The sequence below is a fragment of the Pseudoxanthomonas mexicana genome (assembly GCF_001556105.1).
GTDB lineage: Bacteria > Pseudomonadota > Gammaproteobacteria > Xanthomonadales > Xanthomonadaceae > Pseudoxanthomonas_A > Pseudoxanthomonas_A mexicana_A.
The window spans coordinates 1-25,502 of record NZ_LSIF01000101.1; the positions used below are offsets into that span (position 1 = coordinate 1).

Here is a 25,502-nt window from a genome sequence, read left to right on the forward strand (position 1 = left end):
GGGTTGGGGAATTGGACTCCAAACCGGCGTGCTACTCAAAAGCGGGGGGACGTCGCACGGCTTCGAAGTTAGTCCGGCTATCTGTCGCCTACGCTTGCAATGAGTTCTTTGAACTTGGAATCAAGACCTGCTCGCGGCGTGTTGAGGAGTTCTACAGCGGAGGCGATGGCGCCTTGAGCGACGCTAAAATTGAACAAGCCGTAGAAGAGATAAGAATTGCGGCTGACGCCAAAACCAACGCCGGCGTATTCGATGCGAAGATGGAAGAATTGCTTGCGAGAGCGAATCTTATTGACCTCGCCCATATAGTATTGCCGTCTGGCAAAGGCTATTGCCTTCCACTCTTGATTCGAAGACTCAAATGGCTTACCAAGAGTAAGACGTCCGACAAATCACTCACGATGCGACTATCTAGATATGCACAACTCGGCGAATTATCACTAGCGTCCAACTATGTCCTCAACTGATAGTGAGATGGACGGCGACCAAGGTAGACAGGGTGTTTCGCCGACTAGGCTCGAAGAAGCATTTTCACTATTAAGCCTTCCGCCTCGTGACGCGCCTTGAGGGGCAGCGTACTGAGCGGGGAACAAAGTAGGGTACAAGATATATCGCACATGTCCGAACCCAACTACGAGGGATTCGAGACTATGTTGGCGGAGAGAGTGGGATTCGAACCCACGGTAGGCTTACACCTACGGCAGTTTTCAAGACTGCTGCCTTAAACCGCTCGGCCATCTCTCCGTTTTCTGGAACTGCCCGCGACCCCGTCGCGGAACATCGCCGCCCTAGCCCGGCGGCGCGCCCGGCCCCTTGCAGGCCGGACGGCATTTTCGCACGAACCCCGCGGCCGTGGCCTACGAGGCCTTCTTCACCTTGGCGGCCTTGGTGTTGTCGATCGCCATCGCGATGGCCTTCTCCTTCGCCTCCGCACAGGCGCCACCACAATCCAGCCGCGACGACTCGATCTGCTGCGGCAGGTGCTCGGCCAGGAAATCGATGAACACCCGCACCGCCGGCAACAGCCCCCGGCGCGACGCGAACACCGCATGGCAGATGCCCTGCGGCAGGCTCCATTCCGGCAGCACCACCTCCAGCTCGCCCTTGCGCACCGCCTCCGCGCACACCGTCTCCGGCAGCAGCGTGATGCCATAGCCATCCTTCGCCATCGACTGCAGCAGCGGGAAATCGAAGCCCGCCAGGCGCGGATTCAACTCGATCCGGCGCACCTCGCCGTTCGGACCATGCAGCTCCCAGCGCTGGCGTGCCTCGTCCTCGCTGATGCTCAGCGTCACGTGCTCGGCCAGGTCTTCCGGCACCTTCGGGCGGCCGGCGCGGTTGAGATATTTCGGACTGGCGACCAGCAGTTCCTGGATCTGGCCGAAGCTGCGCATCACCAGGCTGCCGTCGTCGTCGAGCTTGGCGCGCACGCGCAGGGCCACGTCGTAGCCCTCGTTGATGATGTCGACGCGGCGGTTGTTGACGTGCAGCTGCAGCCGCACCTTCGGGTACTTGTCGAGGAAGGCCGGCAGGATCTTCGGCAGCTGCATCTGCGCCACCGCCACCGGCACGCTGACGCGCACCACGCCGCGCGGTTCCGCACTCAGGCGGTCGACCACTTCGCGGGCGGCCTGCGCCTCGGCCAGCATCGTCTGCGCATGGCGGTGCACGCTGGTGCCGACGTCGGTGACGGCGAAGCGGCGCGTCGAGCGCTGCAGCAGGCGCACGCCCAGGTCGGTCTCCAGCTGGCTGATGCGCCGGCTCAGGCGGGACTTGGGAATGCCCAGGGCGCGCTCGGCCGCGGCGAAGCCACCGTGGTCCACCACCATGGCGAAGTAGTAGAGGTCGTTGAGGTCGTGCTGCATGAAATAATTCCGCCTATAGAACAATCAGTGACGTTAGATCAGGTTTATCCCACCAATGCAACGACCTACAGTGGTTTCCAAGGCGGCACTGGCCGCGTCCGACTGGAGTACCACCGTGAAACTATTGCACATCGACAGCAGCGCGCTGGCCGCCAACTCCGTCAGCCGACAACTGACCGCCGCCATCGTAGCCCGTTGGCAGGACAGCGTGCCCGGGCTGGAGGTCACCTACCGCGACCTCGACGCCGACCCGCTGGCCCACCTGACCAATGCCGTACTGGGTGGGGGCGATGCCGCCGCCGCACAAGCCAGCGAGGCCGCCATGCAGCAGTTCCTGGCCGCCGACGTCATCGTGCTGGGCGTGCCGCGCTACAACTTCGGTGTGCCGTCCACCCTGAAGGCGTGGATCGACCGCGTGGCCGTGGCCGGCCGCACCTTCAAGTACACCGAGAACGGCCCGGTCGGCCTGGCCGGCGGCAAGAAGGTCATCGTGGCCGAGGCCAGCGGTGGCGAATACGCCGGCACCGCGATCGACTTCGTGGCGCCGTACCTGAAGCAGGTATTCGGCTTCCTCGGCATCACCGACGTGGAATTCATCCGCGCCGAGCGCGTGGCCTACTCGCCCGAGCACAAGACGCAGGCCATCGAAGCCGCGCTGGCCAGCATCCCGGCCCCGCTACGCAAAGCCGCCTGACCCCACAAGCACCACCCGCTCCTCTCCGTTCGGCCCGCGCAAGCGGGCCGTTTTCTTTGGGTGACGCGAAGAAGCCTGGATGACTCCCCTCGCCCTGCGCAGCGGGGAGAGGGTGCCCGAAGGGTGGGTGAGGGGCGAACGGAGATGGACGCTGAGACGGTCCGCCTAGGCCTAGCGTTCGATAAGCGAGGGCTTGGCACCTGAGGTACTCCGCGAAGAGCTGCCCCTCATCCGCCCTTCGGGCACCTTCTCCCCGCTTGCGGGGAGAAGGAATCAACACGCTCCCCGCTTGCGGGGAGAAGGGATCAACGCCCTTCCCCACCAGCGGGGAGAAGGGACAAGCAACATCAGGCGATCTGTTCGGCGCCGCCCATGTAGGGACGCAATGCCTCGGGCACGGTGATCGAGCCATCGCTGTTCTGGTAGTTCTCCATCACCGCAATGAGGCAGCGACCGACGGCCGTGCCGGACCCATTGAGCGTGTGCACCGGCTCCGGCTTGCCGGTGGCGGGGTTGCGCCAGCGCGCCTGCATGCGACGGGCCTGGAAATCCTCGCAGTTGGAGCACGAGGAAATCTCGCGGTAGGTGTCCTGCGACGGCAACCAGACTTCCAGGTCGAAGGTCCTGGTGGCGCTGAAGCCCATGTCGCCGGTGCACAGCAGCATGCGGCGGTAGGGCAGGCCCAGCTTCTCCAGCACGGTTTCGGCGGCGCGGGTCATGCGCTCCTGCTCGTCGTAGCTCTCGGACGGGCGCGCGATGGAGACCAGCTCCACCTTCTCGAACTGGTGCTGGCGAATCATGCCGCGCACGTCGCGGCCGCCACTGCCGGCTTCAGAGCGGAAGCACATCGAATGCGCGGTCATGCGCAGCGGCAGGCGGGCGTCGTCGAGGATCTCGTCGCGGACGGTATTCGTCAGCGGGACTTCCGAGGTCGGGATGAGGTAGCGCGTGTGCTCGCCCAGCTGGGTGGAGAACAGGTCTTCCTCGAACTTCGGCAGCTGGCCGGTGCCGCGCATGGAGTCTGCGTTGACGATGACGGGAACACTGGTCTCTTCGTAGCCGTGTTCGTTGGTGTGCAGATCGAGCATGAACTGCGCGAGTGCACGGTGCAGGCGCGCCAGCTGGCCGCGCAGCACGGTGAAGCGCGCGCCGGACAGCTTGGCGGCGGTGTCGGCATCCAGCCAGCCGTGGCGGGCGCCGAGTTCCACATGATCCTTCACGTCGAAGTCGAAGCTGCGCGGCGTACCCCAGCGGTGTTGCTCGACGTTGCCGGCCTCGTCGCTGCCGACCGGCACGCTGGCGTGCGGCAGGTTCGGGATGCCCAGCGCGATGGCTTCGATCTCGCTGCGGATCTCGTCCAGCTTCACTTCCGAGGCCTTCAGCTCGTCGCCGAAACCGGCGACTTCCGCCATCAGCGCGGCGACGTCTTCGCCCTTCGCCTTGGCCTGGCCGATCGCCTTGGAACGCGTGTTGCGCAGGTTCTGCAGTTCCTCGGTGCGCTTCTGGATCTGCTTGCGCGAGGCTTCGAGGTCGGCGATGCGGGACACGTCCAGGTCGAAACCGCGGGTCTCCTTGAGGCGCTGGGCGAGTTCGGCGGGCTGGGTGCGGAGCAGGACGGGATCGAGCATGGAAACAGCAGTCTGGCGTGGGAAGCCGGCATTATCGCCCATCTGCGACCGCCTGCCCGCGCGGTTAACCGCGGCTGTGCAAGAATCGGCGCGACTTTTCCGGTGACTCCCATGTCGGCCCAGCAACCGCACGACCCGCACTTCACCTTCCGCCTGCCCCGCACCGCCCTGCGCAACGCCGGCATCGCCTTCGGCATCGGGCTGCTGCTGTTCCTGATCGTCTGGTGGGCGGGCCGCGACGACGGCTTCTACACCCCGGAGGCGACCGCACCGGGCAAGCCGCTGCCGATCGAGGCATTGCCGGAACCGCTGTCCACCGGCGCAGGCGCCAGCGGCATGGAAGAACCGGCACCGCGTCCCGCCGCCGAGGAGCGTCCGCAGCTGGTGGAAGAAGCGCCGATGCCGGCCCCGGTCTCCGAAACACCGCTGCCCGCGACGCCGGGCGATACGACGGCACCGACAGCACCGGTCGCGCTGGCCCCCGGCGAGGTGCCCGTGCCGATTTCCAGTCAGAGTCGGCCGCCAGACTATCCGCCGGCGGCGATGCGGGCCGGCGAGCAAGGCACCGTGATGGTGCGCGTGGAGGTAGGCGCAGATGGCGTGCCAACGTCCGTCGAGGTCGCCGAACGTAGCGGCTCGCGCGACCTGGATCGCGCGGCGCTGACGGCGGTACGGGATTGGCGCTTCCAGCCGGCGCAACACGATGGTCAGCCGGTGCCGGGCGCGGTGACCGTGCCGATCGACTTCAAGATACGGTGATGCCTTCAGCGATCACCATGCGGCACTCCGCGAAATCGCAGACGAACTGCGGCGTCTGAGATCCACAAGCCCGTCCAGGGAAGCGGACCTGAAGGTCTGGTATGCGACCACCGTGCCCGCCTTCAACGCATGGATGCAGCAACGCTTCCCGGATATGCATCTTCCGAAGATCGTGATGTTCTATCTGCATGACGCAGACGTCCGCCTACGGGACACCGAGTACCGACGCGTGCAGGACGATGCGGTCGACGCGTTGATCGCCGAGCTGGAACAAGGCGAATCTCCCGATGCACCGTCGCACTCCGGTTGCGCATTCCCGTTGACATGGCTTGCTGTCGCCGCCGTGATAGCACTGATGGCGTTGATGGCGCTGTTCGATCGCTGATCTACACATGGCATGCACGCATGTGAACGCCGATTCCGCTACCTGAACTCAATCCGGCTCGCTTCATCGCTCAATCACGCATCGCAAACATCGTCGCGCAAAGACTCGGCACCGTTCCAACGCGGAACCCACAACGCGAAACGGAGGTTCACATGTCGACGTCCATCAATAACGAATACCGCACCACGGACACCGTGGAAGACACCACGGTCGAGCCGCGCCGCTCCACCTCACCCGTGCTGCTGATGCTGCTCGCCTTCGCCGTCACCGCCGGCGGCCTGATCTGGTGGAGCCAGTCACGCGGTCCCGTCGAAACACCCGTCGCCACCTTGCCCGGCACCGTGATCGAAGAGCCTGCAGCGACGACACCGGCCAAGGACCGCGCGACCGCCAGCGCGAACCGTGAGCGAGACGAACGTGCAGCGCCCCGTCAGGCGGCCGTGAGTCGTGACGCGCGTCCGTTGGCGAGCAATGCCGAGCCGAAATACCCCGCTTCGATGTTGCGCGCCGGCGTAGGCGGCACCGTCGTGGTGCTGGCCGAGGTGGATGCCCAGGGCAATCCCGTCAACGTCAGCGTGGTCGAACGCAGCGGCGAGCGTGATCTCGACCGTGCGGCCCTGAGCGCCGTGAAGCAGTGGCGTTTCGAGCCGGCCATGCGCAACGGCAAGGCCATCGCGACCAGCGTGAAGGTGCCGGTGGATTTCAAGCCGATCTAACCTGCATCACCACGCTCCGAACGCGGAGCTGACGAGGAAAGGAAAGGGGGACGCGGGCAAGGCGTCCCCCTTTTCTGTGGCGTAAGGCAAAGCCTTTTTTTGTGGGAGCGACGTAAGTCGCGAAGCCGTCATGAGGTGGGTGATCGCGACTTACGTCGCTCCCACATCACACCCACGTTGTCAGCCGATTACGCCTTGCGCAGCGAGAAACCGGCGCCTGTCGCCAACGCATCGTAGTTCGGGAACGACGTCGCCACGTTTGCCACATCGCCGACGCGCACTTCACCCTTCGCCAGCTGGCCGGCGATGGAGAAGGCCATCGCGATGCGGTGGTCGCCATGGCTGTCGACCACACCGCCCTGCAGCGGCCCGGGGAAGATCGTGGCGCCATCCGGCGTTTCGTCCACGCGCATACCCAGCGTGCGCAGGCCATTGGCCATCGCGGCGAGGCGATCGGATTCCTTGACCCGCAGCTCGGCCGCGCCGGTGACGACGGTCGGTCCTTCCGCTGCAGCGGCCGCGACAAACAGCGCCGGGAACTCGTCGATCATGTCCGGCACCAGCGCCTCGGGCACGGCGATGCCGCGCAGCGGCGCATGGCGCACCACCAGGTCGGCGACCGGTTCGCGGCCATGTTCGCTGGCGTTCTCTTCGGTGATGTCGGCGCCCATCAGGCGCAGCGCCTGCAGCAGGCCGGTGCGGCGCGGATTCAATCCCACCGCGCGCAGGCGCAGTTCCGAGCCGGGGATGATGCTGGCCGCGACCAGGAAGAACGCGGCCGACGAAAAGTCGGCCGGCACCGCGATGTCTGTGGCGTTCAGGCGCTGGCCACCGCGCAGGCGCGCGAAGCCGGGCGAGAAGTCGATGTCCACGCCGAAGGCCTTGAGCATGCGCTCGGTGTAGTCGCGGGTGGGATGCGGCTCGCGCACGACGGTTTCACCATCGGCGTACAGACCGGCCAGCAACACCGCCGACTTCACCTGCGCACTGGCGACTTCCAGCGTGTAGTCGATGCCGGTGAGCGGCTGGCCACCGTGGATGCGCAGCGGCGGCAGGCCACCTTCTTGCGTGTCGATGCGAGCACCCATCGTCGACAGCGGACCGGTGACGCGGCGCATCGGACGCTTGGACAGCGAAGCGTCGCCGACCAGCACGCTGTCGAAACGCTGCGCGGCCAGCAGGCCCGCCAGCAGGCGCATGCCGGTGCCGGCATTGCCGCAGTCGAGTTCGCCTTCCGCGGCCGTCAGGCCATCCACGCCGACGCCATGCACGACGCGGCGCGACGGCGACGGGGTTTCGATGCGCACGCCCAGCTGCGAGAAGATCGCCGCGGTGGCGCGGGTGTCTTCGCCTTCGAGGAAACCATCGATCGTCGACGTGCCATCAGCCAGCGCGGCGAACATCACCGCCCGGTGCGACACGGACTTGTCGCCGGGGATAGCGAGGGTGCCGCGCAGCGGTTGGCCGGCGGAAGCGATCCAGTCTTGCGTGGTGCTCATTGCGTTTCTCGGGTTTTGCCCCCTCCCCCGCTTGCGGGGGAGGGTTGGGGTGGGGGCGAGTACGGAACGCGGCCAGGCACGCCCGGTTCGCCCCCATCCGCCCTTCGGGCACCTTCCCCCGCAAGCAGGGGAAGGGCTTTCATCACGGCACGGCGACGGGATACGAACCCAGCACCTTGATCTGCGCGGAATGCTGTTCCAGTTCGGCCAGGGCCTGCTTCATCGCCTGGTCGTCGATGTGGCCGGCCAGGTCGATGAAGAAGCCGTACTCCCATTTCGCATGGTGGGACGGGCGCGACTCGATGCGGTTCATGCTGATGCCGTGGCGCGCGAACGGGCTGAGGACGTCGAACAGCGCGCCGGGCTTGTCGTGGATGAAGACCAGCACGGAGGTGCGGTCATGGCCGGACGGCGGGAACAGGCTGCGGCCGATCACCAGGAAGCGCGTGGTGTTGTCCTTGTCGTCCTGGATCGGACTCATGACGACCTTCTTCAGGCCATACACGTGCGCCGCGCTCTCGCCACCGATGGCGGCCGCGTCGTCGTTGCTGCGTGCGCGACGCGCGCCTTCGGCATTGCTCGACACCGGCACCTTTTCCACCTTCGGCAGGTTGGCGCGCAGCCAGCCGGCGGTCTGCGCGAACGACTGCGGGTGCGCGTAGATGCGCTCGATGTCGTCGATGCGGCCGGTACGCGACATCAGGAACTGGTGCACGCGCAGCTCGACTTCACCGCAGATCTTCAGGTCGGAGGTCAGGAACATGTCCAGCGTGATCTGGATGGTGCCCTGCCCCGAGTTCTCCACCGGCACCACGCCGAAATCGGCGTTGCCGCTGGCCACTTCCTGGAACACCTCTTCGATGCTCGCCAGCGGCAGGCCATGCGCGGACCGGCCGAAATGCTTCAGCACGGCCTGCTGGCTGAAGGTGCCCTCCGGGCCCAGGTAGCCGATCTTCAGCGGCTCCTGCTGCGCGAGGCAGGCGGACATGATCTCGCGGAAGACATGCACCAGCACTTCATCGCTTAGCGGACCTTCGTTGCGGTCCACCACCATGCGCAGCACCTGTGCCTCGCGCTCGGGCCGGTAGTAGTCGACGGCGGCGGCCAGCTTGCCCTTGGCCTTGCCGACCTGGTGCGCAAAGACAGCGCGCTCGGCGATCAGCGACTGGATCTGGCGGTCGATGCCGTCGATCTTGGCGCGCACGTCGGACAGTGCCGGTGCGGGTAGCGCTTCGGTCTTCTTGATAGCCGACGGTTTGGCCGTCTTCTTGGGCTTGCTGGGTTTTGATGCCATGGGATTTTCCGTAGTCCCGTCGTCTCCCTGTGGGAGCGACGTAAGTCGCGAAAGGTTACCGGTAACGCTTCATCGCGACTTACGTCGCTCCCACATAGGGATGATGAGGGCTATTCATCCGTTGCGCTGCTGGAAATCGCGCATGAAATCCACCAGCGCCTGCGCGCCTTCCACCGGCAGCGCGTTGTAGAGCGAGGCACGGATGCCGCCAACGGCCTTGTGGCCCTTCAGCGCCAGCAGGCCGGCCGCCTTGGAGTCGGCCACGAAACGCGCATTGAGCGTATCGTCGGGCAGGAAGAACGGGATGTTCATCCGCGACCGCGCCGCAGGCGCCACGTCGTTCCGATAGAAGCCGCCCGAGGCGTCGATCGCACCGTAGACCAGCGACGACTTCACCGCGTTGCGGCGGGCGAACTCGGCGACGCCACCTTCCGCGAGCATCCACTTGAACACCAGCCCGGCCAGATACCAGTTCCAGGTCGGCGGCGTGTTGAGCATGGAGTCGCGCGCGGCATGCGAGCGGTAATCGAAGATGTCGGCGCGCGGCTGGCCGGCGCGCTCGAACAGGTCCTTGCGGATGATGACCACCGCCACGCCGACGGGGCCGAGGTTCTTCTGCGCCCCGGCGTAGATCACGCCGTACTTCGATACGTCGAGCGGCTCTGAGGCGATCGACGAACTGAAGTCGGCGAACAGCGGCACATTGCCGACGTCCGGCGTGTCGCCGCGGAACTCCACGCCGTGGATGGTCTCGTTGGCGGTGATGTGTACGTAGGCGGCATCGGGCGTGAGCCGCCAGGTGTCGCGTGCCGGGATGTCGTGGAAGCCCCCAGCTTCGCCATCGGCGGCGATGTTGACCGTGCAGTAGGGGCTGGCCTGCTTGATCGCGGTCTTGCCCCAGTGCCCGGTCACCACGTAGTCGACCACCCGGCCCGGCGCGGCGAAGTTCAGCGCCAGCAGCGCCTGGTGGGTGGTCGCGCCGCCCGAGAGGAACAGCACCGCGTAGTCGTCCGGGATACCGACCAGCGCACGCAGGTCGGCTTCGGCCTGCGCGGCCACCGCGATGAAGTCCTGGCTGCGGTGGCTGATTTCCACGATGGACGCGCCGATGCCGTTCCAGTCGAGCATCTCGGCCTGGGCCTGCCGCAATACCGATTCGGGCAGCGTGGCGGGACCGGCACTGAAGTTGAACGCGCGCGTCATGGGGCACCCGGAAAAATGAATCCCTAGTATGCCGCAGTGCATCAGTTGCAGGGGCAACCAGCGCGGCCGCATCCTTTTCTTCATCGGCTGCGTACTACCCTGCACAGCGCCACCGGGTCGAAGTGCCGCCCCCAGAGGAATACCCCATGTCCCTGCGCGATGCCCTGCGGATCTCCGCCTCCGAAATCACCGACGAGCGCGTCTACCTCGAGCGCCGGCGCCTGCTGCAGGCATTCGCCGCGGTGCCCGCGCTGGCCCTGGCCGGCTGCGCCGAGGCCGAACCGCCCGCGCCGCCGAAAGCGGTGGTCACGCCCGAGCAGGCGCGGTCCGGGTTCCGGACCAACGAAGCACTGACGCGTTTCGAGGACGTCAGCACCTACAACAACTTCTACGAGTTCGGCACCGGCAAGGCCGATCCGTCGAACGCACGCAAGACGCTGAAGACTTCGCCCTGGTCGGTGGTGGTGGGCGGCGAATGCGCCAAGCCCGGCCGCATCGCCCTCGAGGATCTGCTGAAGGGACTGAAACCGGAAGAACGCATCTACCGCCTGCGCTGCGTGGAGGGCTGGTCGATGGTGGTCCCGTGGCTGGGGGTGCCGCTGGGCGAGGTGCTGAAGAAGTTCCAGCCGACCTCAAAGGCCAAGTACGTCGCCTTCACCACCCTCGCCGACCCGGTACAGATGCCGGGCGTGCGCTACGGCTCGATCAACTGGCCGTACCGCGAGGGCCTGCGCGTCGACGAGGCGATGCATCCGCTGACGCTGCTGGCCACCGGCCTGTACGGCAAGCCGCTGCCGCAGCAGAACGGGGCGCCGCTGCGGCTGGTGGTGCCGTGGAAGTACGGCTTCAAGAGCATCAAGTCGATCGTGGAGATCAAGTTCGTCGAAAAGATGCCGGAGACGGCCTGGCACGACCTGCAACCGTCGGAGTACGGCTTCTTCTCCAACGTCAACCCGAACGTCGACCACCCGCGCTGGAGCCAGAAGACCGAGCGGCGCATCGCCGGCACCCAGAGCAAGCTGTTCGCCGAACGCATTCCCACCCGGATGTTCAACGGCTATGCCGACCAGGTGGCATCGCTGTACAGCGGTCTCGACCTGAAGAAGTGGTACTGAGTGGCGCCGGGACGAAAGCCATCCACTGGCCTGATTGCCGCGAAAGCGGCGGTGCACGCGCTGGCGCTGACGCCGCTGACGATCCTGGCGTGGCAGTTTTACGACGTCTGGCAGACCGGCAGCGACGCGCTGGGCGCGGATCCGGTGGCGGAAATCGAACATCGCACCGGCCTGTGGGCGCTGCGCTTCCTGATGATCGCGCTGGCGGTTACACCGCTGCGCCAGCTGACCGGCCAAGCGGTGCTGCTGCGCTTCCGCCGCATGCTGGGCCTGTACGCGTTCCTCTACGCCACGCTGCATCTGGGCGTTTACCTGGGACTGGACCTGCGCGGCTACTGGATGCAGATCTTCGAGGAGATCATCAAACGGCCGTACATCACGGTGGGCTTCGCCGCCTGGCTGTTGCTGGTGCCCCTGGCGATCACCTCCACCCAGGGCTGGATGCGCCGTCTCGGCCGCCGCTGGGGCCAGCTGCACAAGCTGGTCTACGCCATCGGCGTACTGGCCGTGCTGCACTTCTGGTGGCTGGTGAAGTCCGACATCCGCGAGCCGCTGCTGTACGCAGCCATCCTGGCGGCCCTGCTGGGCTGGCGTGCGTGGAAGAAGTTCAGCCCGCGCCGAACAGCAGCAACGCGCTGAGCGCGCCCGCCATCAGCAACGCAGCCAGCAGCAGCCACGGCCAGCGCAAGGCTGACGATCCGGACCTGACCTCGGCAATGCGCTCGGCGGATGCCGCCCCGGCATCGTTCGCAGCGCCGGCCTCTTCGAACTTTGCGCTCGGCGCCCACGGCACTTCCAGTACGAAACGATGCTGGGCATCGAACACGATCTGGTCGCCCGCCGCGAGCAGCGCATCCCGCACCACGACGCCGTTGACCCGCGTGCCTTCGGACGACCCCAGGTCGCGCAGCAGGACACGATCGCCACGCAACTCCAATCGGGCGTGCCGCTCGGCGAATGCCGGATCGTCGATCCGGATGTGCGCATCACGCGCGCGACCGACGACGCGCGGCTGCTCCAGCGACACGCTCCTGCCGTGGTACTTGCCACCCAGGCCACGCAGCACGACCCGCATGTCGCCCTGGCCGGCATCACTGTCGCGCAGGTCCGACGCCGATGCGTAACCCGACTGCAGCAGCAGTTCCACCCCTTCCACATAGACCGCGTCACCGGACCGCAATACCGCCATGCGCTTTACCGGACGGCCGTTGATGTGCACGCCGCGCATGCCGTTGGCCACCTGCAACCACAGGCCGCGCCGGTCCACGCAGATCTGGGCGAGCAAGGCGCCCTGCAAGGCATCGCCGACACCGATCGTGCCCGCGGCTTCGCGCACGATACGGTGCACACCGGTGGTGAGCGGCCGGTCCGGCGCGGGGCGGTTGCTGAAATGAAGTCTGAGGTTCTGCACGCGACGCGAGCCTAGCAGGTTGGCGCACGGCAGGCAGCCCCGGCTTGGCATCTTCCTGCGGTGCCGCGCAGAATAGCTTCACGTCACAGGAGTCCGCGCATGGCCAGCATCGATATCCAGCACCCGCATTCCAAAACGCCTGCGCAGGCGCGCAAGGCCATCGAAGGCGTCGCGAAAAAACTGGCCGAGCGCTTCGACATGGAGTACGGCTGGGACGGCGACACCCTGAACTTCAGCCGCTCCGGCGTGGACGGCAAGATCGCGTTGCTGGCCGACAAGCTGCGGGTCACCGCGAGCCTTGGCTTCCTGCTGTCGGCGATGAAGGGCCCGATCGAAGCCGAGATCCGCCGGGTGCTCAGCGAGAAGTTCGACTAGTCGCGGAACGGATCCGGGTCGCCCGAGAACAGCCGGCGGGACACTGCGCGCTCCGCGCGTTCGATGTCGCGCACGAACGCCTTGCCGTCGCCCAGCGCTGCGAAGGCGGCGAAACCGCGCTCCAGGAAGCCCTGCAGTTCGCCCAGCCCGGTCGCCTTGGCCGGACCGCGCGACAACTTGAGCAGCGTGGCCACGCCCGGGGTCTTCACGGCGCGCGCCAGGCCCACGCCGACCTCCGCAATCAGGTCGATCTGGTGCCGGCGCAGCCGCGGCAGGCCCACCTCCCGATACGCCTGGCCGTACAGGTCGGCATCCAGCTTGCGGCGGTTCGGCGCCAGCCGGTGCAGCGCCTCGGCCATGCGCATGTCCAGTGCGTGGGTCAGCACGCCCAGTTCGATGCCATGGGCTACGGTTTCCAGCACGGCGCCGGGCAGCAGGCGCTGCATCATCGGCATCACCTTGGCGACGTTGGCATCCCGTCCGCTGAAATCGTGGTCGCCATAGACGTCGGTCAGAAAGAACATGGCGGCCGCCCGCCGCGTCGGGTCGCTGAGGAAGTGCGCGAAGCTGTCCTCCAGGCGCCCGGCCTGCCAGCGCCGCACCTCGGGCAGCCAGCGCAGCCGGTTGCGCGGGTCGCGCGCCGGGTCGTGTATCGCCTGGTGCCAGGCCAGACGCCTGCCGACGCGTTCGATCAGCGGATTCATTCGTGCCATGGGCCGCATGATCCCGGCGCATGGCGACCACCGCAACCCGCAGGCCGGTCGGCTACACTCGGGCGGCAAGGTCACCACGGGTAGTACATGCTTTCGATCCACAGTGCGCGGCAACGCGGCCACAACGGCAAGATCGGCCTGGCCATCGCCGGTGGCGGCCCCATCGGCGGCATGTACGAGCTCGGCGCGCTGCGCGCCCTGGACGAGGCGCTGGACGGCCTGGACCTGACCCGGATGGATTGCTACGTGGGCGTCAGCTCGGGCGCCTTCCTCGCCGCCGGGCTGGCCAACCGCATGGGCACGGCCGAGATGTGCCGCATCTTCATCACCGGCACCAGCGACGACGCCGAGTTCCGCCCCGAGACCTTCCTGCGCCCCAACGTCGGCGAGTACCTGCGTCGCGCCGCCAGCCTGCCCGGGCTCTATGCCGACTGGCTGTCGCGGCTGGTACGCAATCCCCGCCGCGCCACGCGCTGGTCGGACCTGTTCCTGCGGTTCGGCGGCCTGGTGCCCACCGGCATCTTCGACAACGAGGAAGTGGAGCGCTTCCTGCGCGACATCTTCAACCGGCGCGGCCGCAGCAACGATTTCCGCAGCCTCGAGGCCGACCTGTTCGTGGTCGCGGTCGACCTGGACAGCGGCGAGGCGGTGCGATTCGGCGAGCAAGGCTGGGACGACGTCCCGATCTCGCGCGCCGTTCAGGCCAGTTCCGCCCTGCCCGGCCTGTATCCGCCGGTGGAAATCGGTGGCCGTCATTTCCTCGACGGCGCCTTGCGTCGCACCATGCACGCGAGCACCGTGCTGGACCGCGGCATCGACTTGATGATCGGCATCAATCCGCTGGTGCCGTTCGACGCCAACCAGGCCGTCCCGCAGGCGGACGAGGCCGAACAGGTCGGGCTGGCCAGCGGCGGCCTGCCCGCCGTGCTGTCGCAGACGCTGCGCACGTTGCTGCAGTCGCGCATGCAGATCGGCATGGAGAAGTACCCGCACCGGTATCCGGACATCGACCAGCTGGTGTTCGAGCCCAACGCGGACGACAGCGAGCTGTTCTTCACCAACCTCTTCAGCTTTTCCTCGCGCCACCGTGTCTGCCAGCTGGCCTATCGCAACACGCTGGCCGACCTGCGCAAGCGCGCCGCCGTGCTCAAGCCGATGCTGGCCGCGCATGGCATCCGCTACAACGAGGACATCGTCAACGACCGCCATCGTTCGATCCTGGACGGGCTGGACGTGACCCCGCGCATGACCGAAACCACCGCCCGCCTGCGCCGCGCCCTCGACGACGTCGACCAACTGGTGTCGCGCCACCGGGCGGCCCGTCGCTTCTGATCCGCTCACGGCCGCATCACCGGCTGGTGTGAAAACTCTAGACGCGCCATCGATTCTGGCGCGCACTCCCAACATCCTCATCGACGGAACGCCATGGCCACGCTGAAGAAGTCCGCACGCAAGAAGACCGCATCCGCTTCCAAGAACGAAGACCTGCAGGCGCAGGCCGAGCAGATGTCCAAGCGCCTTGGCGAATCCGCGCAGCAGGTATGGCTGGCGGGCGTCGGTGCCTTCGGACGCGCCCAGGCAGAAGGCAACAAGCTGTTCGAGACGCTGGTGAAGGAAGGCCTCTCTCTGGAACACATCACCCGCAAGGCGGCGGGTGGCAAGGCGCAATCCGTGCGCGATGCCGTCGAGACCACGGTCGGCCAGGCGCGGGAACGCGCCTCGGATACGTGGGATCGCCTGGAGAAAGTGTTCGAGGAGCGCGTGCACCGCGCCCTGCGCCGGCTCGAAGTGCCCAGCCGCGAGGATCTCTCCGCGTTGATCGACCGCGTCGACGCACTGAATGCCGAACTGCGCAAGCTCGGTGGCGCGCCCTCCGCAAAGCCCGCCCGTGCGGCGCGTCCGCGCAAGGCCGCCGTCAAGAAACCGGCGCCTGCTGCCACGAAGAAAACGCCCGCGAAGCGGGCATCGCGCAAGAAGGCTGCACCATAAGGCGGCACTCGCACATTCGCATGTATTCATGAACGAATTTTTGTTGCGCGGCACCATTCAATGGCGTAACAATCGTTCCGGCCCGCCAGTCCATCGAAGTTCGTTTGCTCCCCTCCCCTTACGACTTCGGACTGGCGGGCTTTTCCATGCCCGTCATCCGGCATGCGGCCGGCCGGTCACAGACACGTAAGCGGCTGGCCCGGTAGAATCGCGGGTCTAAAAACAACAACGCGCCCGCGCTACATGTCTATCTGGCTTCTCGGCTTGGCCGTCACCCTCGTGAGCGGCATTGCGGCCACCGTTTACTTCTGGCTGATCCGCCGTCCGCATGACGAAATGTCCTACGGCCTGCACGCGCTCTCCGGATTGCGCTGGCGCGAATTCTCCAAGCTCGTGCTTGCCGCCATGGCACGCCGTGGCCTGATGGAAGCGACACCCGAGCAGCAGGAATCGCGCGAACCGCAATCGACCTTCCTGCTCGCCCGGGGCGACGAGCGCTGGTTGCTGTCGTGCAAGCACGGGTCCGCCTACCGGATCGCCGCGGCACCGGTCCAGGAACTCGCGGCCAGCATCCGCCTGGGTGCCGCACAAGGCGGCATCCTTGCCACCGAGGGCAAGGTCGAGAAAGAGGGCCGTGACGCTGCGCAGGGCACCAACATCGAGCTGCTCGACGGTCCGCGCCTGTGGCCTGAAGTCCGCGACCTCATCGAACCCTCGCTTCGCGAGCAGATCGCCCACTACGCCACCGCGCGCGCAAAGCGCCATGCAGGCATCTCCTGGCTGGGTGCGATCACGCTAGGGGCATTGGCCATGGCCGTCTGGTCCGGCACTCGTCCGACGACGGCCACCGATGCTCCTGCGGCGGCTGCCCAGGTCGTGCCGGCCAGCGCCAAGACGACAGCTGCAGTGGCCCCGTCCACCCCGCAGGAAAGCTTCCATGAACCGACGGAAGCGGAGCTGGAAGCGCAGATGCGCGACGTGTTGAAGGCGCTGTCGAAGACCCCGGGCATCACGCGCGGCGTCTGGCAGACCCGGCTGACCCTGAGCATCGACCGCGTGGCCAGCGAAAAGGAAGTCTGGCCGTGGATCTGCCTGGAACTGGAGCGTTATCCGGCCCTGCGCGCGAGCCGCGTGCAGCTCAATCCCCCGCCGGGCAGCAGCGAGCCAGTGCGCTGGCGACAGTGCAAGACGATGTGACCGGCCGTGCGCCGCGACGTTCGGTCGCTGTGCGCACTGCCCTCGCCAGCGGATGATCCGGCGATCATCCCGCCCTTCACGCCATGACAGACGCCCCCACCCTCTATGACCGCATCGGCGGCGAAGCCGGCCTGCGCAGGATGACGCAGCGCATGTACGTGCTGATGGACACCCTGCCGGAAGCCGCCGCCGTGCGTGCGCAGCATCCGGCCACGCTTGACGGCAGCGAACAGAAGCTGTTCGAGTTCCTCAGCGGCTGGCTGGGCGGTCCGCCGCTGTTCACCCAGAAGCACGGTGCGCCGATGCTGCGTGCGCGCCACCTGCCATTCCGGATCGGCATGGAAGAAGCCGGCGGCTGGCTGGCCTGCTTCCACGGCGCGATGACAGAGACGGTGGACGACGCGGAGCTCCGCGACCTCATGTGGTCGCGGATCGAGCCGCTGGCGTTGCACATGCGGAACCTGCAGGCGGTGCCGTTGCGGTGGGCCGATCCTCAGGACGCTTAGCATCGACTTTCATCGCCGTCTTTCGCCCGCGAGCGCTGCTCACAGGCAGATGATGGGTGCTTCGGACGGATCTCTCTCGATCGAAGCGTCCAGGGCGTCTAGCAGCTCACCTGCGGGACCGAGAACATCCGACGGACATCCATCACCCTCGTCGATCCCGTAAAAGCGTCCCCCGTCGCAGACCGCGATCGCCTCCGGAAAGCTCGGAAGCCGACTGCAATGATGCCGCCCCTCCGGTATCGATCTTGGCCATCGATGCACCAGATCACGCAGCCGGTCCCGCTGTCTTACGCTAAGGCTCAGTCGGTGCTGCCGATGCAACCCACCCGAAACGCGGTAGAAGGAGTAATTGTTCGCCTCGAACACCGCTTCGCCTTCGCTTCCTAGGCGAACTCGGATGGCACCGCCGGTGCCGCACCCCATCTCGACCAGCATGATTGACGTTTCATCAGGCGTGCATTCAAGCATCGCTGGTGAAAGGCGCATGAAACCGCGAAGCGTCTCCATGTCATTCCGGGATTCCGCCGCCAGCTCGTCGACAGCGGATTGCTGCGCCACGCGCGCTCCCAACCATGCCCGGTACAGGTACGCGGCCCCCAGCGCCGATGTCACGATCAACACCAGGGCGATCCACCACTTCGCCACCGAAGCCAAGCGGACACCGGCCATTGGGCACTACCAGTGCACGCCCCGCATCAGTGACGCGAACGCGATCTGCTCCTGGCTGGGCGCCGCTTCCTTCAGCGCCTTGCGGTCGCCCTTGGCGGCGGCCGAATCCGGGAACAGCTCGAACGCGGTGTTCATCACCACCTCGTAGGCCTTCGGCGCCAGCGCATTGACCAGCGCGGCGAAGATGCCGAGGCGCGTGGCGATGCGGCTGGGCTTTTCGATGATGGCCTTGACCAGCAGGTCGGCGGCCTCCTCCGGCGACAACGTGGGCACGCTGTCGTACATCTTGGTCGGCGCGATCATCGGCGTCTTCACCAGCGGCATGTTGATGGTGGTGAAGCTGATGCCCTTGCCCGACAGCTCGCCCTGCGCGCAGCGGCTGAACGCATCCAGCGCCGCCTTCGACGCCACGTAGGCCGAGAAGCGCGGCGAGTTGGCCAGCACGCCGATCGAACTGATGTTGATGATGTGGCCCTTGCGGCGCTCGGTCATCTTCGGCAGGAAACCCATGATCAGGCGGATGCTGCCGAAGTAGTTCAGCTGCATCGTGCGCTCGAAATCATGAAAACGGTCGTAGCTGGCCTCGATGGAGCGGCGGATCGAACGGCCCGCGTTGTTGATCAGGATGTCGACATGGCCGTGCTCGTCCAGCACGGTCTTCACCAGCCGGTCGCAGTCGGCCATGTCGGCCAGGTCGGCGGTGTAGGCGAACACCTTGCCGCCCGCCTTCTTCATCTCGTCGCGGGCCTTGAACAGTTCTTCCTCGCCGCGGGCGACGATGATCGTGGTCGCGCCTGCTTCGGCCACGCGCTGCGCGGTGGACAGACCGATGCCCGACGAGCCGCCGGTGATCACCACCACCTTGTTGCGCACCTTGCCCTTCAGCGAACGGTCGACGAACAGGTCCGGATCGAGGTGGCGCTCCCAGTAGTCCCACAGGCGCCACGCGTACTCGTCCAGGCGCGGCACCGCGATGCCGCTGCCCTTCAGCGCACGCTCGGTCTCGCGGCTGTCGAAGCGCGTCGGATAGGTGATGAACTTCAGCACTTCCTTCGGGATCTTGAAATCGCGCAGCAGCATGCCGATGAATCGCCGTACCGGCGGCAGGTTGCCGACTGCGGTGCGGATACCGCCAGGCACGAACGCGAACATGCGCGCATCCAGCCGCATGGTCATCTCTGGGGCGTGGCCGGCACGGGCGAAGGTGTTCAGCACTTCACCCACGCGCATCGGTTCCGGATCGGTCAGGTGGAAGGTGTGGCCGTCCAGCTTCGGCTTGTGCGCGATGTGGTCCATCGCGTCGGCCACGAAATCCACCGGCACGATGTTGATGCGCCCGCCCTCGACACCGAGCACCGGCATCCACGGCGGCAGCAGTTCACGCAGCTTCTTGATCAGGGTGAAGAAGTAGTACGGGCCGTCGATCTTGTCGATCTCGCCGGTCTTCGAATGGCCGACCACCATGCCCGGGCGGTAGATGCGCCACTTCACGCGCGTCTCCTTGCGCACCAGACCTTCGGAATCGTGCTTGGTGCGCAGGTAGGGATCGTCCAGGCCTTCGGCCTCGTCGAACATGTCCTCGCGGAAGATGCCTGGATACAGGCCCGCGGCGGCGATGGAACTGGTGTGGTGGAAGCAGCCGGCTTTCAGCGCGGCGGCCAGGTCGAGCGCATGCTGGGTGCCGTCGATATTCGCGGCCTGCTGGGCCTCGCGGGTCGCGGTGAGGTCGTAGACGGCGGCCAAGTGGAAGAAATGCTTCACCTTGCCGCTCAGGGTGCGCAACTGGGCGGGCGTCAGTCCGCACTTGGGCTTGGTCATGTCGCCATGCACCACGGACACGCGCTTCATGTCCCAGCCGGCCTTCTTGGCGATGGCGTCGAACTTCTTCTGCGAGTCCTTGCGGACCAGCACGTGCACCGTCCCGCTGCGCTTGAGGAGGTTGCCGACCAGGTAGCGGCCAATGAATCCCGTGGCGCCCGTGACGAAATAGCTCATGACGACCCAATCCTCGGTGTGTGGGCAAGCCCCTCCGACCGCCCTGCGGGTTAACTTGCCAGAGCCGCCCACGTTCGACAATCCCGTCACGGATTGACCGCCCCCACCACCCGTGGTGTGATGGCCTCGATCACTGGGAGGGATCATCCATGGCAGATCTGAAAAGCGCATTCGAACAGGCATCCAAGGACATCCAGACGCTCGCCGAGCGCCCGGACAACGACACGCTGCTTCGCCTGTATGGCCTCTACAAGCAGGGCGCCGAGGGTGACGTGAAGGGCGACAAGCCAGGGTTCTTCGATTTCGTCGGCACCGCCAAGTACGAAGCCTGGGCCAAGCTCAAGGGCACGGCGCAGGAGGATGCACAGAAAAAGTATGTGGACCTGGTGAAGAAGCTGGTCGCCTGAGCGGCCCGACGTGGCGCGCGATACCCGCCAGCGCATCCTCGATGCCGCCCTTGCGATGTTCAATGTGCAGGGCGAGCCGCACGTCACCACCAACCACATCGCCGACGAGCTGGAGATCAGCCCCGGCAACCTGTACTACCACTTCCGCAACAAGGACGACATCATCGAGCAGCTCTTCGCACGGTACGAAGAGCGCATGGATGCCGCCCTGACGCCGCCGACCGACCGGCTGCCGGGGCTCGAAGACATCTGGCTGCAACTGCACCTGGTGTTCGAGTGCATCTGGGACTACCGCTTCCTCTACCGCGACCTGGTCGAGATCCTCAGTCGCAACCGCCGCCTCAGGCTGCGCTTCGCCCGCATACTCAAGCGCGCCGACGACAGCGCGCATGCGGTGATGCGCGGCATGGGCCACGCCGGCGTGATGCGCGCGTCGGCTGCGGAACTCGCCGCCACCGCCACCAACGTGCTGGTGATCTCCACCTTCTGGCTGAACTACGCCGCCACGCGCGGCGAGAAGGACGAACAGGCCGCCATCCGCCAGGGCATCGTGCAGGTGATGATGCTGGTGGCGCCATTCCTGCGCGATGCCGAGCGCGTCCATCTCAACACGCTGACCCAGGCCTACACCGCCTGACGCGGCCCGCTCAGGCGGCGGCGAGGACGTGGCCCAGGCGGTCCGATGCCGCACGCAACTCGGGCAGCAGGCCGCGATCGTCGATGATCTCGAAGTCGGGGCCGATCAACGCCATCAGTGCCAGCAACGCGTCAATGGATTCCGCGCCAAGTTCCAGCATGCAATGGTGCGCATCGCCGGCCTCGAGGATGCCGCACCACGGCGGCACGCGCGTGGCCTGCTCCTCGATGGAGCGCGGCAGCCGCAGCCGGATCTGGAAACGGGTAAACGGCTGGGTGATCGACTTGGCGACGTAGTCCGCGACATCGCCCGGAAACTCGCGCGGCGGGAACTGCGTGCCCGTATCGTGCAGCGCCTGCACGCGATCCACGCGGAAGGTGCGCCAGTCTTCCCGCTTCAGGTCCCACGCCACCAGATACCAGCGGCTGCCGGTATGCACCAGGCGCAGCGGCTCGATCAGCCGTTCGCTGGCGCGCTGGCTGCGGTCGCGGTACTGCATGCGCAGTCGGAAGCCGTCGCGACACGCCCCTGCGATGCGCAGCAACAGATCCACGTCCGATGTGGCCACGCCGCCGGCCAATGACAGCGTGACCGAATACAGTGCACTGGCGCGCTTGCGAAGGCGTGCCGGCAGCCATTGATCCAGCTTGGACAGCAGGCGCAGCGCCGTGTCTTCCATCCGCCCGACGCTGGCCGCGGCCGTACGCAGGGCCACGGCCACGGCGACCGCTTCGTCGTCCTCGAGCAGCACCGGCGGCATCGCCGAACCGGATCCGAGCCGATAACCGCCGCCCAGCCCGGGCGAGGCATCGATCGGATAGCCGAGTTCGCGCAACCGCTCGACATCGCGCCGCAGGGTCCGGCGGTCCACCTCCAGGCGCTGGCTCAGCTCGGCGCCGGTCCAGTGGCGACGGGACTGCATCAACGACAGCAGGCGGAGAAGGCGGTTGGAGGTACTGAGCATGGAAGCAGTATGCCGCCCATTGGGGACTGATCCTGTCCTCGATAGCCTGCCCTTGCCCAAACGCAAACGCCCCGGCGAGCCAGGGCGTTCGATCAGGCCATGCGTGCGATGTCAGGCGCGGCGTGTGCGCTTGGTCGTTGTCTTCTTGCGTGCAGGCGCAACGCGGGTGCGCTTGGCAGCCGGCGGCTTGCGGGTACGGGTGGCCGGCTTGCGGGCGGGCTTCTTCAGGCCCAGCTTCACCAGCACCGGCTGCAGGCGGGCTTCGACGTCGGCGCTGAAGCGCTCCACGCTGGCTTCGCCGTGCTCACGGACGTCGCTCAGGCGGCCCAGCACGTCGCGCTGGGCCTGTCCGGCCAGCGCCTCGGCCTGCTGGCGGGCGGCCTGCAGGCGATCGCCGGCGTCGGTGACTGCGGCGAGGGCTTCACGGCGGGCAACGGCGATCAGGCCGAGCCCTGCGAGCCACACATGGCGCAGGGTGGGTTCGGGGGTCTTGCGGGTGTTCTTCTTGGCGGCCATGGGGGCAATCCACATGCCGACCCCGATGGCCGGCTTCCATGACGCGATGCTGTCCGGCCTGCGTCGAGCAATCACACTATTGGCCGCTGACGCGATGGAATGCGTAGGGGTTGCCTGAGGATGGTGTTCGCGGCGATGCTCGCGGCACCCTGGGAGGGACGAACGATGGCAGGAAAATCCGCGAAGTGGACTCCGTTTCCGCATGACGCAAAAGGCTATGCCTATGCGGGCGAGGCCTTGAAGAAGGCTTGGCCGGCCTTGCACGCGGGCGACCAGGAGCCCTACCCCGACGACAAACGCGCCAAGGCGCTGATCGCCGCCGCCGGCAAGGCGGCCAAGGGCATCGAAGCCTCCGACCTCGCCCAACGACTGCAGGATGCCTGGCGCGCGTTCCATCGCGGCGATTTCCAGGCCGCCTACGAGGCTGGCGAAGCCCTCGGCCCGCTCGGCACCTCGGTCGCGGTCAAGGCCATCGGCATCCATGCCACGTATCTGGTGGAGGACGAGGCCGAACAGCTGAAGCGCTTCGAGCAGGCCGCCAAGCTCGCGGAGGCCGCCATCAAGGCGCTGCCCGATGAAGCCAACAGCCATTACCGCCATGCGTTCGCGCTGGGCCGCTACAGCCAGGGCCTGAGCATCGCCAAGGCGCTCAAGCAGGGCATCGCCGGCAAGGTCCGCGTCGCCCTGGACGCCACGCTGGAACGCGAACCCAAGCACGCCGAGGCGCATACCGCACTGGCGCTGTACCACGCGGAGATCATCGACAAGATCGGCGCGATGATCGGCGGCCTGACCTACGGTGCAAAAGCGAGCGAAGCCGAGTCGCACATCAAGACCGCGCTGAAGCTGACGCCCGACTCGCCCATCGCGCACGTCGAATACGCCAACGTGCTGCTGCTCCTGCATGGCGACAAGAAGGAAGACGCCGCCGCGGCGGCGTTCGAGAAGGCCGGCAAGCTGAAGCCACGCGACGCCATGGAAGCGCTGGATGCCGCCCACGCGAATGCACAGATCGAGTAGGACGTTCCCGCTCGTGCTGATCGCCTTGTGGCTGACCGGCACGACCCTTCCGCTATCCGCACAGTCGGCCGCCGTGCCGCCACCGCTTGTGGCTGGACCGACGGACACGCTGCTGGATGCCCTCAGCTGCCGCACCGCGACTGCCGACCTGCCTGGCCTGCTGCCGCGGCTTCGACGCGAGCGCCCGACCGAGTTCGTCCAGACCGAGCGCCAGTACAGCGCACCGGTGATGGATCTCTACCGTCTCGAAGCACCCGTGCAGGCATGGGGCCTTCGCAGTGATGCGGTCGTCATCACCGATGACCGCGTGCTGCTGTTGGTGGATCGTCCGATCGAGCAAGCCACCGCTGAACTGGAACGTGCGCTTGAAGACAGCAAGGATGCACCACTGTCCAGTGCGCTCGACGATGCCCATGCACTGGTTGTCTATCCCGGCGAGCATCCCGGACTGACAGGACGCTCGCTGGTCGGCTGCGAATACCGCATGCCGTCGCTGTCGTTGCTGGCCGATCCGGCCGACGCCTGGCGCACGCCCACACCCACACCGTAATCGTTGGCGCGCGCCGCGCGCTTGACCTGCCTCTTGCACTGATCGCACCTCGCGCCCGCCGGGGGCGACCGTGTGCGCGCCTGCCAGGCCGGACGGGCGCACTTAGCGGCGCTTTCCGCCCCTTCTTTAGGGACGACGTCACGCTTTTCTCATCCGGCGCAAAGGCCGTTCCCACAGGGCTTTCCGCGGTCTAGCACATTTTTTCGCGCACCCCCTAAAGGTTTTTTTGGCAGCGCCGTTATTCATTTCGCAACACGAAGACGACTAGCCCAACAAAACAAACCGGCAGCGTCTTTTCCCTTCAACGCCGTGAATCCAAATAAGAGGAGACGAACATGGCACAGGTAATCAACACGAACACGATGTCGCTCAACGCTCAGCGCAACCTGAGCACCAGCGGCGCCTCTCTGGCCACCACCATCCAGCGCCTGTCATCGGGCCTGCGCATCAACAGTGCGAAGGACGACGCCGCCGGTCTGGCCATTTCCGAACGCTTCAGCACCCAGATCCGCGGCCTCGACGTCGCCGTGCGCAATGCAAACGATGGCATCTCGCTGGCCCAGGTCGCCGAAGGTTCGCTGACCGAAATCGGCAACAACCTGCAGCGCATCCGCGAACTGGCCGTGCAGTCCTCCAACGCCAGCAACTCGGCGTCCGACCGCGCCGCGCTGAATGCCGAAGTCAAGCAGCTGACCTCCGAAATCGACCGCGTCGCCAAGCAGGCCGACTTCAACGGCACCAAGCTGCTGGACGGCTCGTTCACCAGCCAGCTGTTCCAGGTCGGCGCCAACGCCGGCCAGGCCATCGCCATCGACAAGGTGGTCGACGCCCGCGCCCAGACGCTGGGCGGCGTGACCTTCGCCAACCTCTACACCGGCACGGCGCTGGGCGCGGACGCGGCCACGGCCGACACCACCTTCTCGCAGCTGCAGGTCACCACGACCAGCGGCGGCGTCACCAAGACCATCGACATCGGTGCCTTCGAAGTGAAGGCCGGCCAGTCGATCACGCAGGGCGCGGCCGCCGCGCTGAACGCCAAGCTGGGCGAGACCGGCGTCTACGCCGAGGTCAAGGCCGGCGTCATCAATCTGACCGGGATCAAGGGCGGCCAGGCGTTCGACCTGGCATTCGGTGGCCCTGCCGTGACCGGCGCCACCATCTCGACGGCCGCCAATCTGGGCCTGACCGAAACCAGCACCAACGGTGGCGACCTGGCCACGGCCGGCAGCTTTGTCCAGGCCCTGGACATCACCACGTTCGCCGGCGCGCAGCGCGCCCTGGAAGTGGTGGACAAGGCCCTGACCTCGGTCAACGGCGCCCGCGCCGACCTGGGCGCCATCCAGAACCGCTTCACCTCGGTGGTCGCCAACCTGCAGACCAGCTCGGAAAACCTGG

Annotated in this window: 28 protein-coding genes and 1 tRNA gene; 17 read left to right on the forward strand and 12 right to left on the reverse strand. The window is 66.5% G+C overall.

The window, feature by feature from the left end; all coding sequences use genetic code 11:
• On the forward strand, positions 1 to 467 hold a 467-nt coding region (locus AX730_RS19440; RefSeq protein WP_232310292.1), incomplete at its 5' end, for a hypothetical protein.
• Between the two features lie 187 nt (positions 468 to 654).
• Here the strand turns inward: AX730_RS19440 and AX730_RS17445 are convergent.
• Together AX730_RS17445 and AX730_RS17450 are read right to left on the reverse strand one after the other, a co-directional pair.
• Positions 655 to 744 (reverse strand) — tRNA-Ser (locus tag AX730_RS17445).
• 113 nt (positions 745 to 857) lie between these two features.
• On the reverse strand, positions 858 to 1,865 hold the full coding sequence (locus AX730_RS17450; RefSeq protein WP_062358479.1) for a LysR family transcriptional regulator: 1,008 nt from the start codon (positions 1,863 to 1,865) through the stop codon (positions 858 to 860).
• A gap of 115 nt (positions 1,866 to 1,980) precedes the next feature.
• Between AX730_RS17450 and AX730_RS17455 the strand changes: the two genes are divergently transcribed.
• Positions 1,981 to 2,559, forward strand: coding sequence for an FMN-dependent NADH-azoreductase (locus AX730_RS17455; protein WP_062358503.1), 579 nt, complete (start codon positions 1,981 to 1,983; stop codon positions 2,557 to 2,559).
• Positions 2,560 to 2,906: 347 nt separating this feature from the next.
• Here the strand turns inward: AX730_RS17455 and serS are convergent, their stop codons facing one another.
• Positions 2,907 to 4,187: a serine--tRNA ligase gene (gene serS / locus AX730_RS17460; protein ID WP_062358480.1), complete on the reverse strand. Its 1,281-nt coding sequence runs from the start codon at positions 4,185 to 4,187 to the stop codon at positions 2,907 to 2,909.
• 111 nt (positions 4,188 to 4,298) lie between these two features.
• Between serS and AX730_RS17465 the strand changes: the two genes are divergently transcribed.
• From AX730_RS17465 to AX730_RS17475, 3 genes are all read left to right on the forward strand, one after another.
• Positions 4,299 to 4,946, forward strand: coding sequence for an energy transducer TonB (locus AX730_RS17465; protein WP_062358481.1), 648 nt, complete (start codon positions 4,299 to 4,301; stop codon positions 4,944 to 4,946).
• A 133-nt stretch (positions 4,947 to 5,079) separates the two neighbouring features.
• On the forward strand, positions 5,080 to 5,331 hold the full coding sequence (locus tag AX730_RS17470) for a hypothetical protein (RefSeq protein ID WP_157074334.1): 252 nt from the start codon (positions 5,080 to 5,082) through the stop codon (positions 5,329 to 5,331).
• A 152-nt stretch (positions 5,332 to 5,483) separates the two neighbouring features.
• Positions 5,484 to 6,047, forward strand: coding sequence for an energy transducer TonB (locus tag AX730_RS17475; protein ID WP_062358483.1), 564 nt, complete (start codon positions 5,484 to 5,486; stop codon positions 6,045 to 6,047).
• Positions 6,048 to 6,235: 188 nt separating this feature from the next.
• On the opposite strand, the gene aroA is transcribed toward AX730_RS17475, so the two are convergent.
• From aroA to serC, 3 genes are all read right to left on the reverse strand, one after another.
• A complete protein-coding gene (aroA, locus tag AX730_RS17480) occupies positions 6,236 to 7,546 on the reverse strand; it encodes a 3-phosphoshikimate 1-carboxyvinyltransferase (RefSeq protein WP_062358484.1) in 1,311 nt (436 codons plus the stop codon).
• Between the two features lie 142 nt (positions 7,547 to 7,688).
• Entirely contained in the window at positions 7,689 to 8,840 is a 1,152-nt protein-coding gene (gene pheA, locus AX730_RS17485) for a prephenate dehydratase (protein WP_062358485.1), read from the reverse strand.
• 114 nt (positions 8,841 to 8,954) lie between these two features.
• Positions 8,955 to 10,043: a phosphoserine transaminase gene (gene serC / locus AX730_RS17490; protein WP_062358486.1), complete on the reverse strand. Its 1,089-nt coding sequence runs from the start codon at positions 10,041 to 10,043 to the stop codon at positions 8,955 to 8,957.
• Between the two features lie 146 nt (positions 10,044 to 10,189).
• Here serC and msrP point away from each other — a divergent pair, with 146 nt between their 5' ends.
• Both msrP and msrQ read left to right on the forward strand, forming a co-directional pair.
• Positions 10,190 to 11,158: a protein-methionine-sulfoxide reductase catalytic subunit MsrP gene (msrP, locus tag AX730_RS17495; protein ID WP_062358487.1), complete on the forward strand. Its 969-nt coding sequence runs from the start codon at positions 10,190 to 10,192 to the stop codon at positions 11,156 to 11,158.
• Complete coding sequence (gene msrQ, locus AX730_RS17500; RefSeq protein ID WP_407071507.1) at positions 11,159 to 11,797, forward strand: protein-methionine-sulfoxide reductase heme-binding subunit MsrQ; 639 nt, start codon at positions 11,159 to 11,161, stop codon at positions 11,795 to 11,797.
• On the opposite strand, the gene AX730_RS17505 is transcribed toward msrQ, so the two are convergent.
• Positions 11,766 to 12,569, reverse strand: a complete 804-nt coding sequence (locus tag AX730_RS17505; RefSeq protein ID WP_062358488.1) for an FHA domain-containing protein — start codon at positions 12,567 to 12,569, stop codon at positions 11,766 to 11,768. The two genes, msrQ and AX730_RS17505, sit on opposite strands and share 32 nt — an antisense overlap.
• Positions 12,570 to 12,668: 99 nt before the next feature.
• Between AX730_RS17505 and AX730_RS17510 the strand changes: the two genes are divergently transcribed.
• Complete coding sequence (locus AX730_RS17510) at positions 12,669 to 12,944, forward strand: polyhydroxyalkanoic acid system family protein (protein ID WP_062358489.1); 276 nt, start codon at positions 12,669 to 12,671, stop codon at positions 12,942 to 12,944.
• Here AX730_RS17510 and AX730_RS17515 read toward each other — a convergent pair.
• A complete protein-coding gene (locus AX730_RS17515; RefSeq protein WP_062358490.1) occupies positions 12,941 to 13,657 on the reverse strand; it encodes a DUF8198 family protein in 717 nt (238 codons plus the stop codon). The two genes, AX730_RS17510 and AX730_RS17515, sit on opposite strands and share 4 nt — an antisense overlap.
• 87 nt (positions 13,658 to 13,744) lie before the next feature.
• Here AX730_RS17515 and AX730_RS17520 point away from each other — a divergent pair, with 87 nt between their 5' ends.
• From AX730_RS17520 to AX730_RS17535, 4 genes are all read left to right on the forward strand, one after another.
• Entirely contained in the window at positions 13,745 to 14,989 is a 1,245-nt protein-coding gene (locus AX730_RS17520; protein WP_062358491.1) for a patatin-like phospholipase family protein, read from the forward strand.
• A 93-nt stretch (positions 14,990 to 15,082) separates the two neighbouring features.
• On the forward strand, positions 15,083 to 15,646 hold the full coding sequence (locus tag AX730_RS17525) for a phasin family protein (protein ID WP_062358492.1): 564 nt from the start codon (positions 15,083 to 15,085) through the stop codon (positions 15,644 to 15,646).
• Between the two features lie 243 nt (positions 15,647 to 15,889).
• Entirely contained in the window at positions 15,890 to 16,843 is a 954-nt protein-coding gene (locus AX730_RS17530; protein ID WP_198147242.1) for a restriction endonuclease, read from the forward strand.
• Between the two features lie 83 nt (positions 16,844 to 16,926).
• Positions 16,927 to 17,349, forward strand: a complete 423-nt coding sequence (locus AX730_RS17535; RefSeq protein WP_062358494.1) for a group II truncated hemoglobin — start codon at positions 16,927 to 16,929, stop codon at positions 17,347 to 17,349.
• Between the two features lie 39 nt (positions 17,350 to 17,388).
• Here AX730_RS17535 and AX730_RS17540 read toward each other — a convergent pair whose 3' ends face one another.
• Both AX730_RS17540 and AX730_RS17545 read right to left on the reverse strand, forming a co-directional pair.
• Entirely contained in the window at positions 17,389 to 18,018 is a 630-nt protein-coding gene (locus AX730_RS17540) for a hypothetical protein (protein WP_062358495.1), read from the reverse strand.
• A 6-nt stretch (positions 18,019 to 18,024) separates the two neighbouring features.
• Positions 18,025 to 20,013: an SDR family oxidoreductase gene (locus AX730_RS17545; protein WP_062358496.1), complete on the reverse strand. Its 1,989-nt coding sequence runs from the start codon at positions 20,011 to 20,013 to the stop codon at positions 18,025 to 18,027.
• A gap of 149 nt (positions 20,014 to 20,162) precedes the next feature.
• Here AX730_RS17545 and AX730_RS17550 point away from each other — a divergent pair, with 149 nt between their 5' ends.
• Both AX730_RS17550 and AX730_RS17555 read left to right on the forward strand, forming a co-directional pair.
• Entirely contained in the window at positions 20,163 to 20,420 is a 258-nt protein-coding gene (locus tag AX730_RS17550; protein ID WP_062358497.1) for an acyl-CoA-binding protein, read from the forward strand.
• A gap of 10 nt (positions 20,421 to 20,430) precedes the next feature.
• Positions 20,431 to 21,057 (forward strand): TetR/AcrR family transcriptional regulator, encoded by a 627-nt coding sequence (locus tag AX730_RS17555; protein WP_062358498.1) that lies wholly within the window; start codon positions 20,431 to 20,433, stop codon positions 21,055 to 21,057.
• 10 nt (positions 21,058 to 21,067) lie between these two features.
• Here AX730_RS17555 and AX730_RS17560 read toward each other — a convergent pair whose 3' ends face one another.
• Positions 21,068 to 22,021 carry a helix-turn-helix transcriptional regulator gene (locus AX730_RS17560; protein ID WP_062358499.1) on the reverse strand — a complete coding sequence of 318 codons (954 nt, stop codon included), beginning with the start codon at positions 22,019 to 22,021 and terminating at the stop codon, positions 21,068 to 21,070.
• Between the two features lie 111 nt (positions 22,022 to 22,132).
• The gene (locus AX730_RS17565; protein WP_062358500.1) at positions 22,133 to 22,537 is read right to left on the reverse strand and encodes a hypothetical protein; all 405 of its coding nucleotides are present in this window, start codon (positions 22,535 to 22,537) and stop codon (positions 22,133 to 22,135) included.
• Between the two features lie 165 nt (positions 22,538 to 22,702).
• Here AX730_RS17565 and AX730_RS17570 point away from each other — a divergent pair, with 165 nt between their 5' ends.
• The 3 genes from AX730_RS17570 to AX730_RS17580 all read left to right on the forward strand — a co-directional run.
• Positions 22,703 to 23,557: a tetratricopeptide repeat protein gene (locus AX730_RS17570; protein ID WP_062358505.1), complete on the forward strand. Its 855-nt coding sequence runs from the start codon at positions 22,703 to 22,705 to the stop codon at positions 23,555 to 23,557.
• 13 nt (positions 23,558 to 23,570) lie between these two features.
• Complete coding sequence (locus AX730_RS17575; RefSeq protein ID WP_062358501.1) at positions 23,571 to 24,107, forward strand: hypothetical protein; 537 nt, start codon at positions 23,571 to 23,573, stop codon at positions 24,105 to 24,107.
• Positions 24,108 to 24,442: 335 nt separating this feature from the next.
• Positions 24,443 to 25,502, forward strand: a 1,060-nt coding sequence (locus tag AX730_RS17580) for a flagellin (RefSeq protein ID WP_062358502.1), incomplete at its 3' end; no start/stop codon positions are given.

Excerpts from the sequence above, each read along its gene's own strand:
- AX730_RS17570 (WP_062358505.1), top strand. The coding sequence starts at position 22,703 with ATGGCAGGAAAATCCGCGAAGTGGACTCCGTTTCCGCATGACGCAAAA.
- AX730_RS17510 (WP_062358489.1), top strand. The coding sequence starts at position 12,669 with ATGGCCAGCATCGATATCCAGCACCCGCATTCCAAAACGCCTGCGCAG.
- AX730_RS17470 (WP_157074334.1), top strand. The coding sequence starts at position 5,080 with ATGCAGCAACGCTTCCCGGATATGCATCTTCCGAAGATCGTGATGTTC.
- serC (WP_062358486.1), bottom strand. The coding sequence starts at position 10,043 with ATGACGCGCGCGTTCAACTTCAGTGCCGGTCCCGCCACGCTGCCCGAA.
- pheA (WP_062358485.1), bottom strand. The coding sequence starts at position 8,840 with ATGGCATCAAAACCCAGCAAGCCCAAGAAGACGGCCAAACCGTCGGCT.
- AX730_RS17550 (WP_062358497.1), top strand. The coding sequence starts at position 20,163 with ATGGCAGATCTGAAAAGCGCATTCGAACAGGCATCCAAGGACATCCAG.
- AX730_RS17515 (WP_062358490.1), bottom strand. The coding sequence starts at position 13,657 with ATGGCACGAATGAATCCGCTGATCGAACGCGTCGGCAGGCGTCTGGCC.
- AX730_RS17540 (WP_062358495.1), bottom strand. The coding sequence starts at position 18,018 with ATGGCCGGTGTCCGCTTGGCTTCGGTGGCGAAGTGGTGGATCGCCCTG.
- AX730_RS17450 (WP_062358479.1), bottom strand. The coding sequence starts at position 1,865 with ATGCAGCACGACCTCAACGACCTCTACTACTTCGCCATGGTGGTGGAC.
- AX730_RS17560 (WP_062358499.1), bottom strand. The coding sequence starts at position 22,021 with ATGCTCAGTACCTCCAACCGCCTTCTCCGCCTGCTGTCGTTGATGCAG.
- AX730_RS17520 (WP_062358491.1), top strand. The coding sequence starts at position 13,745 with ATGCTTTCGATCCACAGTGCGCGGCAACGCGGCCACAACGGCAAGATC.
- aroA (WP_062358484.1), bottom strand. The coding sequence starts at position 7,546 with ATGAGCACCACGCAAGACTGGATCGCTTCCGCCGGCCAACCGCTGCGC.
- AX730_RS17565 (WP_062358500.1), bottom strand. The coding sequence starts at position 22,537 with ATGGCCGCCAAGAAGAACACCCGCAAGACCCCCGAACCCACCCTGCGC.
- AX730_RS17535 (WP_062358494.1), top strand. The coding sequence starts at position 16,927 with ATGACAGACGCCCCCACCCTCTATGACCGCATCGGCGGCGAAGCCGGC.
- msrP (WP_062358487.1), top strand. The coding sequence starts at position 10,190 with ATGTCCCTGCGCGATGCCCTGCGGATCTCCGCCTCCGAAATCACCGAC.
- AX730_RS17525 (WP_062358492.1), top strand. The coding sequence starts at position 15,083 with ATGGCCACGCTGAAGAAGTCCGCACGCAAGAAGACCGCATCCGCTTCC.
- AX730_RS17475 (WP_062358483.1), top strand. The coding sequence starts at position 5,484 with ATGTCGACGTCCATCAATAACGAATACCGCACCACGGACACCGTGGAA.
- serS (WP_062358480.1), bottom strand. The coding sequence starts at position 4,187 with ATGCTCGATCCCGTCCTGCTCCGCACCCAGCCCGCCGAACTCGCCCAG.
- AX730_RS17545 (WP_062358496.1), bottom strand. The coding sequence starts at position 20,013 with ATGAGCTATTTCGTCACGGGCGCCACGGGATTCATTGGCCGCTACCTG.
- AX730_RS17530 (WP_198147242.1), top strand. The coding sequence starts at position 15,890 with ATGTCTATCTGGCTTCTCGGCTTGGCCGTCACCCTCGTGAGCGGCATT.
- AX730_RS17465 (WP_062358481.1), top strand. The coding sequence starts at position 4,299 with ATGTCGGCCCAGCAACCGCACGACCCGCACTTCACCTTCCGCCTGCCC.